Source organism: Pseudonocardia sp. SID8383, from assembly GCF_009864975.1.
GTDB classification, from domain to species: Bacteria; Actinomycetota; Actinomycetes; order Mycobacteriales; family Pseudonocardiaceae; genus Pseudonocardia; species Pseudonocardia alni.
Genome location: NZ_WWFY01001050.1, coordinates 1 through 10,789, shown reverse-complemented (window position 1 = coordinate 10,789; position 10,789 = coordinate 1). Strand labels below are relative to the sequence as shown.

The window sequence follows — 10,789 nt, the reverse complement described above, 5'->3', positions numbered from 1 at the left end:
CGCCACCCCGGACGTCGCCGACGACCCGGCGGGCGCCGCGGACCTGCTCGCCCGCGAGCTCGCCGCCACCCACCTCGATCCGCTGTACGCCGCCGTCGCCGCCCGGGCCGTGGTGTCGCCGCGGGTGCTGCGCGGCAACGTCGTGTCCTCGATCGGCGGGGCGGCACGGGTGATGGAGGCCATGCGACGCCCGGACCGGCGCCGCTATCTGGCCCTGCTCGACGCGCTCGCCGACCACCCGGTGCTGCGCGGGCCGCTGCCGTCGGGGGCCACCGGCCGGCTGCTCCGCCTCGACGACACCGACGCGGACACCGAGTGGGCGTTCCGGCGCCGCTCCTGCTGCCTCTACGTCCGCGCCCCCGGCGGCGGGACCTGCGGCGACTGCGTGCTCGTCGGCCGGGCCTGATCCGGACCCACCGGACCAGGTCCTCCCGCGCACACCGCGTGGGGGGGCGGAGGGGATCAGGCAGGCAGCGCGATGTCGGCGACGGTCACCCGCACCCGGGCGTCGAGGCCGCAGACCGTCGCGACCTCCTCGGTCACCTCCCGGCGCACCCGCTCGGCCAGCTCGGCGCAGTGGGTGCCGAACCGCACCCCGACCGTCACCCGGATCTCGGCCTCGTGCCCGTGCACCGACGCGACCAGGCCCTGCACCCGCAGTTCCTCGGGGACCGGGTCACGGGGCAGCCAGTCCGCGGCCAGCCCCAGCAGGGTCTGCGCGACGTCGCCCATCAGCGCCGCCACCCCCGGCACCCGCCGGACCCGCCGCGCCGCCACCCGTGCGACGGCCAGGTCGGAGACGGTGACCGTCGTGCGCCCGCTCATGCCGGTTCCTCCCACAGGTCCTCGACCAGGATGTCGACCCCGGCGATCGGCACGCCGAGGGTGCGGTCCCCTGCCGAGATCATCATCTGCCGGACGCGCGCGGTGACCGAGGCGAGGTCGACCCCGAACCGGGCCGCGACGGTCACCCGCACCCACACCGCGGCCGGGTCGTCCCCGGAACCGTCCGGGGCGCGCAGCTGCTCGATCCGGCACCGACGGGCCCGCAGCCCGTCCATCGTGTCCACGACGTGCCGCAGCGCCGCCTCCGCGGTCGGCCTGCCCAGCCAGGCGTCCGGCCCCAGGGCGAGCAGCTCGTGCGGGCGCAGGTCCGCGACGACCGCGCCCATCACCTGCTCCAGCACCGACGGCGGCGGTCGCAGCGGCTCGGCCGCCATCCGCGCCACCAGCCCGCCGAGCCGGTCGTGGTCCGCGTGCGCGCGCATGCAGTGCGGGCAGGTCAGCTCGTGCTCGTCGAGCACGCCCGCCTCCGCGTGGTCCCAGACGTCGGCGGCGTCCCGGCCGCAGGCCAGCGGCTCGACGCGCTCCGCCCCGCTCCTCTCTACCGCCATGCCCGCATCCTCTCCGCCAGTGCCCCGCGCGCCCGGTGGATCCGGCCGCGGACGGCGGTCTCACCCGCCCCGGTGATCTGCGAGATCTCGCTGTAGCCCAGCCCCTCCAGCTCCCGCAGCACCCAGGCCGTGCGCTGGTCCTCCGGCAGCGACGCCACGGCCCGCGACAGGGCCGCCATCTCCGCGTCCACCTCGGCGGCCCGCTCCGGGGTGGGGGAGCGGTCGTCGGCCGGGGCGCCGGGCCCGTCGTCGGTCGGGAGCGGTTCGGTCCGTCGCCGCCGCCGGACCAGCGCGGTGCAACGGTGGGTGACGATCCGGTACATCCAGGTGGAGAAGGCCGCCTCGCCGCGGAAGGTGCCGATCCGCCGCCAGGCGTCGACGAGCGCGTCCTGCAGGGCGTCCTCGGCGTCGGTGGCGTCGCCGAGCACCCGGACCGCGACCCGGAACAGGGCGTTCTGGTGACGGCGGGCCAGCTCCTCGAACGCGCCGACGTCGCCGTCCTGGGCCCGGACGACCAGCGTGGTCTCGTCCAGCGCGGCCCGCGACGGCACCCGCGCCGGCCGTGCCGACGGCACGCCGGGGCCCGGGGGCCCGGCGGCCGGTGGGCCGCTGACCTGTGCGTTCGCCATGGACGCCCCGTCGGGGTGTGGGAAGTGGAGGGTGGGGTAGTCCACCCGGTCAGCGACGGTAGCGACCGGCTCGCACCCTCGCCCGCCGGACACGCGATCAGGAAGCAGGTGAGCCCCATGGGTCTCGGAGACAAGATCAGCAACAAGGCCGAGGAGCTGGGTGGCAAGGCCAAGGAGGCCACCGGCAAGGCCACCGACGACAAGGACCTGCAGGCCGAGGGCAAGGCGGACCAGGCCACCGGCAACCTGAAGCAGGCCGGCGAGAAGCTCAAGGACACCTTCACGAGCTGACCCGCGCACGACGACGGCGGCGGCACCCCGCAGCGGGGTGCCGCCGCCGTCGTGTGTGGCTAGGGTCCGAGCCGTGACCGACCCCGCCGCAGGACCCGGCCCGCAGGCCGTCGCGGACGCCGTGCTCGCCCACCCGTCGGTGCTGCGGCTCGACGGCGGCCCGTTCGGCTCGATCGCGTCGTACCTGCCCGGGCACCGGGTCCAGGGTGTGCGGCTGGCCGACCCGGTGGAGATCGCCGTCGTCCTGCGGCTGGGCAGGCCGTTCGCCGTGGTCGCCGACGAGGTCGCCGACCGGGTCCGTGCCGTCCTCGGTGACGACACCCTGGCCGTCGACGTGACCGTCGCCGACGTCGGTGCGGGCGGGGCTCCGTGCGGGTCCGTCGCACCGTGACCCGCGCCCGGGCCGTCGCACGGTGACCGGGCTCGCCTAGACTCGCGCGAGCCCCGCCGTCACCGGGCGCGTCCCACGTACCCGGCGGCCGGTGGCACGGGACGCCCGGCGCAGAGCCGGGATCGTCCGGCGCCGGCGGGCGGGGCCACCGACCGGGGGCCGCGCGAGCCGCGGCCCGTTGCAGCACTCGTACCGCCCAAGGAGTTCCACCGTGAAGAGCACCGTCGAGCACCTCAGCCCGACGCGCGTCCGGATCAACGTCGAGGTGCCGTTCGACGAGCTCAAGCCCGACTTCGACCGCGCGTACAAGAAGATCGCCCAGCAGGTCCGCATCCCCGGCTTCCGCCCGGGCAAGGCGCCGGCCCGCATCCTGGAGGCCCGGATCGGCCGTGGCCCCGTCCTGGACGAGGTCGTGAACGCCGCGATCCCGGTGAAGTACCAGGAGGCCGTGGTGACGTCCGAGGACGTCAAGCCGATCGGCCGGCCCGACATCGAGGTCACCGAGATCGCCGACGGCGAGCGCATCGCGTTCACCGCCGAGGTCGACATCCGCCCCGAGATCACCCTCCCCGACCTGGACGGCCTGACCGTCGAGGTCGACGAGACCGAGGTGACCGAGGACGAGGTCACCGAGCAGCTCGACCAGCTGCGCGCCCGGTTCGGCACCCTGGCAGGTGTCGAGCGTCCCGCGCAGTCCGGTGACTACGTCCAGATCGATCTCTCCGCCGCCGTCGACGGCGAGGAGATCGAGGAGGCCACCACCACCGGCTTCTCCTACGAGGTCGGCCAGGGCGGTCTCATCGACGGCATCGACGAGGCCCTCGAGGGCATGTCGGCCGACGAGGAGAAGACCTTCACCTCGAAGCTGGTCGCCGGTGAGCACGCCGACAAGGATGCGGAGATCACCGTCAAGGTGACCACCGTGAAGGAGCGTCACCTCCCCGAGGCCGACGACGAGTTCGCCCAGCTGGCCTCGGAGTTCGACACGCTCGACGAGCTGACCGAGAACCTGCGCGAGCGTCTGGGCCGGTCCAAGCGGATGGAGCAGGCCGCGCAGGCCCGTGACCGTCTCCTGGACAAGCTCGTCGAGGACACCGAGGTGCCGCTGCCGGAGTCGGTCGTCGCCGCCGAGGTCGAGACCCGCACCCACGACGCGGTGCACGCCTTCGACCACGACGAGGACAAGTTCGGCGAGTTCCTCTCCTCGCAGGACAAGACCCGCGAGCAGTTCGACACCGAGACGCGCGAGGAGGCCGAGAAGGCCGTCCGCTACCGCCTCGTGCTCGACACCCTGGCCGACCGCGAGGAGATCTCGGTCGGGGACCAGGAGCTCACCGAGCGGATCGTCTACCAGGCGCAGCAGTACGGCATGGCCCCGGAGCAGTTCGTCCAGCAGATCCAGCAGGCCGGCCAGCTCGGCGTGATCTACCAGGACGTCCGCCGCTCCAAGGCGCTGATCACCGCGGTGCGTGCCGCCACCGTCACCCTGCCGGGTGGCGAGGCCGTCGACCTGTCCGACCTGCTCGGGCCGGACGAGGACGAGACCACCGTCGAGGAGATCCCCGCGACCGGCGTGGACGGTGCCGACGACACCGCCGACGACGCCGCGGACACCACCGCCGACGAGACCTCCGACAAGGCCGACGCGAAGGCCTGATCGGCAGTCGTCGCGCGGTCCCGCACGACTCGTCGTGCGCTGTCGGCGAACATCGGGCGTCGTTCCCTACGCGGGGCATCCGCTCCGCGTAGGGTCGGCCCCGAACCGGTCCCCAACCGGACCGTGAACGGGTTCGCAAGACCCGACACCGGAGAACCGAGAGCGATCCAGAGGAAGACTCCGGGACCCTCTCCCCGCGGCGTCCGCGCCACGGGGGCGGGCCCGACTTCGGAAAGCAGGGTGAAGTGAGCCAGCAGGACACCGGCCCGTCCGCGGGCCGCGGCACCGGGCCGCAGATGCGGTCCGGCATCAGCGCGATGTCGCTGTCCGACTCCGTGTACGACCGCCTGCTCCAGCAGCGCATCATCGTGCTCGGTCAGCAGGTGGACGCGGAGATCTCGAACCGCATCGCGGCGCAGATGCTGCTGCTCGCGGCCGAGGACCCGGACAAGGACATCGAGCTCTACATCAACTCGCCCGGTGGCTCGGTCACCGACGGCATGGCCATCTTCGACACGATGAACCTGATCCCGTGCGACGTGGCGACCACGGCGATGGGCATGGCCGCGTCGATGGGGCAGTTCCTGCTGTCGGCGGGCACCCCGGGCAAGCGCTCGGCGTTGCCGCACGCACGGATCATGATGCACCAGCCGTCCGCGGGCGTCGGTGGCACCGAAGCCGACATCACCATCCAGGCCGAGCAGTTCCGCCGCACCAAGCGGGAGATGGCGGAGCTGATCGCCCAGCACACCGGTCAGTCGGTCGAGACCATCGAGCGGGACTCCGACCGGGACCGCTGGTTCTCCGCGCCGGAGGCCAAGGACTACGGCTTCGTCGACCACGTCGTGACGCACGCCGGGCGGATCGGCGAGCAGAACGGGAGCGACAAGTGAGCACCTTCGACCCTCGCCACCCGGAGTCGATGACCGACCTGCGCGGCCCCGGAGGCTGGGCGCCGGACCCGGCCCGCTCCCGGTACGTGCTCCCGTCCTACGTGGAGCGCACCAGCTACGGGGTCAAGGAGTCGAACCCGTACAACAAGCTCTTCGAGGAGCGCATCATCTTCCTCGGTGAGCAGATCAACGACACCTCGGCGAACGACACCATGGCGCAGTTGCTGGTGCTCGAGTCGCTCGACCCGGACCGCGAGATCTCGCTGTACATCAACTCGCCGGGCGGGTCGTTCACGTCGCTGATGGCGATCTACGACACCATGCAGTTCATCCGTCCCGACATCCAGACCGTCTGCCTCGGGCAGGCGGCGTCGGCCGCGGCGGTGCTGCTGTGCGCGGGCACCCCGGGCCGCCGCATGGCGGTCGAGAACGCCCGCATCCTGATCCACCAGCCGGCCACGCAGGGCGTGTACGGCCAGGTGTCGGACCTGGAGATCCAGGCGGCGGAGATCTCCCGCATCCGCAAGCGGATGGAGGAGGTCATCGCGCGGCACTCGAACCGTTCCGCGGACCAGGTGCGCGAGGACATCGACCGGGACAAGATCCTCACGGCCGAGGAGGCCAAGGAGTACGGCCTGGTCGACGAGATCGTGCAGAGCCGCAAGCTGTCCGGTACCGCCGGCGGCAAGTGACACCCGGGTCACCGGCGGCCGGTTCCGGCCGCCGGTGACCGCCCGGCGACCCGCCGGGGAACCGGACACCGCTTCCGGTCCCCGTGCGGGCCGCGGGCAGGTACCGTCAATCCGCACGGGGCGACGGGCGCGACGCGAGAACGCCGGACCAGGACTGGGGATCGACACCTATGGCACGCATCGGCGACGGCGGGGACCTGCTCAAGTGCTCGTTCTGCGGGAAGAGCCAGAAGCAGGTCAAGAAGCTCATCGCCGGCCCCGGCGTCTACATCTGCGACGAGTGCATCGATCTCTGCAACGAGATCATCGAGGAAGAGCTGGCCGAGGCCGGTGAGGTCAAGCTCGACGAGCTGCCCAAGCCCACCGAGATCCACGAGTTCCTCGACCAGTACGTCGTCGGTCAGGCCACCACCAAGCGCACGCTGTCGGTGGCGGTCTACAACCACTACAAGCGCATCCAGGCAGGCGAGCGCAGCCGTGCCGCGGGCGGCGACGCCTCCGACGGCATCGAGATCGCCAAGTCGAACATCCTGATGCTCGGCCCCACCGGGTGCGGCAAGACCTACCTGGCGCAGACGCTGGCCAAGATGCTCAACGTCCCGTTCGCCATCGCCGACGCGACCGCCCTCACCGAGGCCGGCTACGTGGGCGAGGACGTCGAGAACATCCTGCTCAAGCTCATCCAGGCCGCCGACTACGACGTGAAGCGCGCCGAGACCGGCATCATCTACATCGACGAGGTCGACAAGATCGCGCGGAAGTCGGAGAACCCGTCGATCACCCGCGACGTGTCCGGCGAGGGTGTGCAGCAGGCGCTGCTGAAGATCCTCGAGGGCACCACCGCGAGCGTCCCGCCGCAGGGCGGCCGCAAGCATCCGCACCAGGAGTTCATCCAGATCGACACGACGAACGTCCTGTTCATCGTGGCCGGCGCCTTCGCCGGGCTGGAGCGGATCATCGGCGAGCGGGTCGGCCAGTCCGGTATCGGCTTCGGCGCCGACATCCGCTCGAAGAAGGACCTGGACTCCGCGGAGCGCTTCGCCGAGACCCTCCCCGAGGACCTGATCAAGTTCGGCCTGATCCCCGAGTTCATCGGCCGACTGCCGATCGTCGCCTCGGTGACCTCGCTCGACAAGGACGCCCTGGTCAAGATCCTGACCGAGCCGCGGAACGCCCTGGTGAAGCAGTACCGCAAGCTCTTCGAGATGGACGGCGTGGAGCTGGAGTTCGCCGAGGACGCCCTCGACGCGGTCGCCGACCAGGCGATCCTGCGCGGCACCGGCGCCCGTGGCCTGCGGGCGATCATGGAGGAGGTGCTCCTCCCGGTCATGTACGACATCCCCAGCCGCGACGACGTGGCGAAGGTCGTCGTGACGGCACAGACGGTCAAGGACAACGTCAACCCGACGATCGTCCCGCGCCAGCCGCAGCGCCGGGAGCGCCGCGACCGCTCGGCCTGAGCCGCGGCCAGAACCGACCCGACGCCGGTCCCACCTGCAGGTGGGACCGGCGTTGTCGTTTCGAGACCCGCTCGGGTTGCTGCACCCCTCCGCACTACTTAGCGTTGCTCCGTCAACTACGACGGAGGGCGACATGTCCGGATTTCTCACGCGGGAGCGCATCGTTGCTCCACCCGGATGGAGCCGGTGGCTCGTCCCACCGGCCGCGCTGTCCATCCACCTGGCGATCGGCCAGGTCTACGCCTGGAGCGTCTTCAAGACCCCGCTGGCGAACGCACTCGACCTGTCGGGCGTCGCCACGGCGCTGCCCTTCACGCTCGGCATCATCATGCTGGGCCTGTCCTCGGCGCTGTTCGGCACGAAGGTCGACAGCAACGGCCCGCGCTGGGCGATGGTCGTCGCGTCGAGCTGTTTCGTCGCCGGGTTCCTGATCTCGGGTCTCGGCCTCTACGCCGAGCAGTACTGGCTGGTCGTGCTGGGCTACGGCTTCGTCGGCGGCATCGGCCTGGGCATCGGCTACATCTCGCCGGTCTCCACACTGATCAAGTGGTTCCCGGACCGCCCGGGCCTGTCCACCGGCCTGGCGATCATGGGCTTCGGCGGCGGCGCGCTCATCGCGACCCCGCTGACGAACTCGCTGCTGTCGGCGTTCGGCGGTTCCGGTGACGGGGCCACCTCGGCCGGCATCGGGTCCACGTTCCTCACGATGGGCCTGATCTACCTCGTCTTCATGTCGGTCGGCTGGATCCTCATCCGGGTGCCCGCCGAGGGCTGGACGCCGCCGGGCTGGGACCCGTCGACGGCCAAGAAGAGCGGGATGATCTCGACCGGCAACGTCTCGGCGAACACCGCGATCCGCACGCCGCAGTTCTGGCTGCTGTGGGTCGTGCTGTGCTTCAACGTCACCGCGGGCATCGGCATCCTGGAACGGGCATCGCCGATCTTCCAGGACTTCTTCGCGGAGAACGGGGCCACCGCCACCCTCGCCGCGGCGGCGGGCGGGTTCGTCGCGATCCTGTCGCTGGCGAACTCGGCCGGGCGCATCGCCTGGTCGTCACTGTCGGACGTGCTGGGTCGCAAGAACATGTACCGCATCTACCTGGGCGTCGGCGCGCTGCTGTACCTGCTGATCACGCTGATCCCGAACCAGTCGCGGGCGCTGTTCATCGTCGCCGCGGTGCTGATCCTGTCGTTCTACGGCGCCGGGTTCGCCACCGTCCCGGCGTACCTGCGGGACCTGTTCGGCACCTACCAGGTCGGCGCGATCCACGGCCGGCTGCTGACGGCGTGGTCCACCGCGGGCGTCCTCGGCCCGCTGATCGTCAACGCGATCGCCGACGCGCGGATCGAGGCCGGTGTCGAGGGCCCGGCCCGGTACACGACCGCGTTCATCATCATGATCGTGCTGCTGGTCATCGCGTTCGTCTGCAACGAGCTGATCAAGCCGGTCGACGCGAAGCACCACGAGCCGTCCGCGCAGGCGGCCCGCACCCCGACCCAGAAGGAGACCGCGTGAGCAGCGTTGCCGAGACCGGCGGGTCGTCGACCTGGGGGCCGGTGCAGTGGATCGGGGCCGTCCTGGCCTGGGTGTGGGTCGGCGTGCCGTTCGCCTACGGGCTGTACGAGCTCGTCCTGAAGATCCCCGCCCTGTTCGGCTGAGTCTTCGCCCGCCGTTCACCCGAACGGTCCGGTTCGTCATCACTCGTCCGGGTTAGAACGGCGGGCGTGGCTCTCTCCCGACGCTCCCTGTTCCGCACCGCGGCCGCCGGCGGTCTCGCCGGCGCCGCGACCCTCGTCCTGCCGGGGGCGGCTGCGGCCGCACCCGCCCTGGTGCGCTCCGGCCGGCCGGTCCTGACCCACGGTGTCGCCGCCGGTGACGTCCGGCCCGGCTCCGGGCTCGTCTGGACGCGCGCCGACCGGCCGTCGCGGATGGTCGTGGAGGTCGCGGGCTCGCCGGACTTCCGGCGGGCGCTGCGGGTCCCCGGCCCGGTGCTGACCCCGGACACCGACCTCACCGGGAAGCTGCGGGTCCCGGCGACGCGGGGGCGGGTGCACTACCGCGTCGTCGCCGAGCCGCTCGACGGCGGTCCCGCGAGCGCGCCGCTGACCGGCTCCTTCCGGGCGGTCCCCGGGCGCGGTGAGCCGGTGCGGATCCAGTGGTCCGGCGACGTCGTCGGGCAGGGCTGGGGCATCGACCGCGCCACCGGCGGCATGCGGATCTTCTCCGCGATGGCCGACCGCGACCCCGACCTGTTCCTGCACTCCGGCGACACCGTCTACGCCGACGGCCCGCTCACCGAGACCGTCACGCTGCCCGACGGCCGGGTGTGGCGCAACGAGATGACGCCCGAGAAGGCGAAGGTCGCCGAGACCCTGACCGAGTTCCGCGGCCAGTTCGCCTACAACCTGCGCGACGACAACCTGCGCCGGTTCGCCGCCTCGGTCGGTCAGATCGTGCAGTGGGACGACCACGAGGTCACCAACAACTGGTACCCGGGGGAGATCCTCACCGGTGAGGTGGGGGAGCGCTACACCGAGAAGCGGGTGGACGTGCTCGCGGCCCGCGGGTTCCGCGCGTTCCACGAGTGGCAGCCGGTCGACCCACGCACCGCCGTCGACGGACGGGTGTACCGGCGGGTGCCGTTCGGCCCGCACGTCGAGGTGTTCGTGCTGGACATGCGCACCTACCGCAGCGCGAACTCCGCCAACACCGGACGCGGCGAGCGGATCCTGGGGGAGGCCCAGGCCCGCTGGCTCGTCGACGCGCTCGCGTCCTCCCGTGCGACGTGGAAGATCGTCGCCTCGGACATGCCGATCGGGGTACTGGTGCCCGACGGCGACACCGCCTGGGAGGCCGTCGCCAACGGGGTGCCGGGGCCGCCGAGCGGGCGCGAGTCCGAGATCGCCGGGGTGCTCGCCGGGATTCGCCGGCGGAGGGTCCGCAACGTGGTCTGGGTGACCGCGGACGTGCACTACACCGCCGCCCACCACTACGCCCCCGAGCGCGCCGCGTTCACCGACTTCGACCCGTTCTGGGAATTCGTGTCCGGCCCGCTGCACGCCGGTGCCTTCGGTCCGAACGAGCTCGACCCGACCTTCGGTCCGCGGGCGGAGTTCGTGCGCGGACCGTCCCGGCAGGGGGCGAGCCCACTGGAGGGGTTCCAGCACTTCGGGGAGCTCGACGTCGCCCCCGACGGGACGACCCTGGAGGTCCACCTGCGCGACCAGGCCGGCGCCTCCCTCTGGACCACCACCCTGCGCCGGACCTGACGACCGCGTCCGCGGCCTCCGGCGTGGCCGGCAGCGGTGCGCCGACCCCGGCCGGGGTGCGACGACGTCTCCGGCTGCGTCCACACCCTCCGGCGGGCTCCCACACCTGTTG

At 72.1% G+C, this 10,789-nt stretch carries 13 protein-coding genes; 10 read left to right on the top strand and 3 right to left on the bottom strand.

Annotation, left to right across the window (positions count from 1 at the left end):
• Positions 1-406: (2Fe-2S)-binding protein (locus tag GTW08_RS25340; RefSeq protein WP_202417670.1), on the top strand; the 406-nt coding region annotated here is incomplete at its 5' end.
• Positions 407-462: 56 nt separating this feature from the next.
• Here the strand turns inward: GTW08_RS25340 and GTW08_RS25335 are convergent.
• From GTW08_RS25335 to GTW08_RS25325, 3 genes are read right to left on the bottom strand one after another with little or no spacing between them, the layout of a single operon-like run.
• Positions 463-825 (bottom strand): Asp23/Gls24 family envelope stress response protein, encoded by a 363-nt coding sequence (locus tag GTW08_RS25335; RefSeq protein ID WP_073578083.1) that lies wholly within the window; start codon positions 823-825, stop codon positions 463-465.
• Positions 822-1,394 (bottom strand): hypothetical protein, encoded by a 573-nt coding sequence (locus GTW08_RS25330; RefSeq protein WP_073578082.1) that lies wholly within the window; start codon positions 1,392-1,394, stop codon positions 822-824. Before GTW08_RS25330 ends, GTW08_RS25335 begins: the two co-directional genes overlap by 4 nt.
• On the bottom strand, positions 1,385-2,068 hold the full coding sequence (locus GTW08_RS25325; RefSeq protein WP_346009970.1) for an RNA polymerase sigma factor: 684 nt from the start codon (positions 2,066-2,068) through the stop codon (positions 1,385-1,387). The genes GTW08_RS25330 and GTW08_RS25325 overlap by 10 nt, the downstream gene beginning before the upstream one ends.
• Positions 2,069-2,140: 72 nt before the next feature.
• Between GTW08_RS25325 and GTW08_RS25320 the strand changes: the two genes are divergently transcribed.
• The 9 genes from GTW08_RS25320 to GTW08_RS25285 all read left to right on the top strand — a co-directional run bounded on the left by GTW08_RS25320 (position 2,141) and on the right by GTW08_RS25285 (position 10,677).
• Complete coding sequence (locus tag GTW08_RS25320) at positions 2,141-2,314, top strand: CsbD family protein (RefSeq protein ID WP_073578081.1); 174 nt, start codon at positions 2,141-2,143, stop codon at positions 2,312-2,314.
• A gap of 73 nt (positions 2,315-2,387) precedes the next feature.
• Positions 2,388-2,705, top strand: a complete 318-nt coding sequence (locus tag GTW08_RS25315) for a methyl-accepting chemotaxis protein (protein WP_073578080.1) — start codon at positions 2,388-2,390, stop codon at positions 2,703-2,705.
• 211 nt (positions 2,706-2,916) lie between these two features.
• Positions 2,917-4,362 carry a trigger factor gene (gene tig / locus GTW08_RS25310; RefSeq protein ID WP_161152638.1) on the top strand — a complete coding sequence of 482 codons (1,446 nt, stop codon included), beginning with the start codon at positions 2,917-2,919 and terminating at the stop codon, positions 4,360-4,362.
• Positions 4,363-4,658: 296 nt separating this feature from the next.
• Positions 4,659-5,255: an ATP-dependent Clp protease proteolytic subunit gene (locus GTW08_RS25305; protein ID WP_062404398.1), complete on the top strand. Its 597-nt coding sequence runs from the start codon at positions 4,659-4,661 to the stop codon at positions 5,253-5,255.
• A 29-nt stretch (positions 5,256-5,284) separates the two neighbouring features.
• On the top strand, positions 5,285-5,947 hold the full coding sequence (locus GTW08_RS25300; protein WP_062404399.1) for an ATP-dependent Clp protease proteolytic subunit: 663 nt from the start codon (positions 5,285-5,287) through the stop codon (positions 5,945-5,947).
• 170 nt (positions 5,948-6,117) lie between these two features.
• On the top strand, positions 6,118-7,407 hold the full coding sequence (clpX, locus tag GTW08_RS25295) for an ATP-dependent Clp protease ATP-binding subunit ClpX (RefSeq protein WP_020625701.1): 1,290 nt from the start codon (positions 6,118-6,120) through the stop codon (positions 7,405-7,407).
• A 133-nt stretch (positions 7,408-7,540) separates the two neighbouring features.
• The gene (locus GTW08_RS25290) at positions 7,541-8,923 is read left to right on the top strand and encodes an OFA family MFS transporter (protein WP_073578078.1); all 1,383 of its coding nucleotides are present in this window, start codon (positions 7,541-7,543) and stop codon (positions 8,921-8,923) included.
• Positions 8,920-9,066, top strand: coding sequence for an MFS transporter small subunit (locus tag GTW08_RS31230; RefSeq protein WP_157818505.1), 147 nt, complete (start codon positions 8,920-8,922; stop codon positions 9,064-9,066). The genes GTW08_RS25290 and GTW08_RS31230 overlap by 4 nt, the downstream gene beginning before the upstream one ends.
• A gap of 66 nt (positions 9,067-9,132) precedes the next feature.
• The gene (locus GTW08_RS25285; protein ID WP_073578077.1) at positions 9,133-10,677 is read left to right on the top strand and encodes an alkaline phosphatase D family protein; all 1,545 of its coding nucleotides are present in this window, start codon (positions 9,133-9,135) and stop codon (positions 10,675-10,677) included.
• The last annotated feature ends 112 nt before the right edge of the window (positions 10,678-10,789 follow it).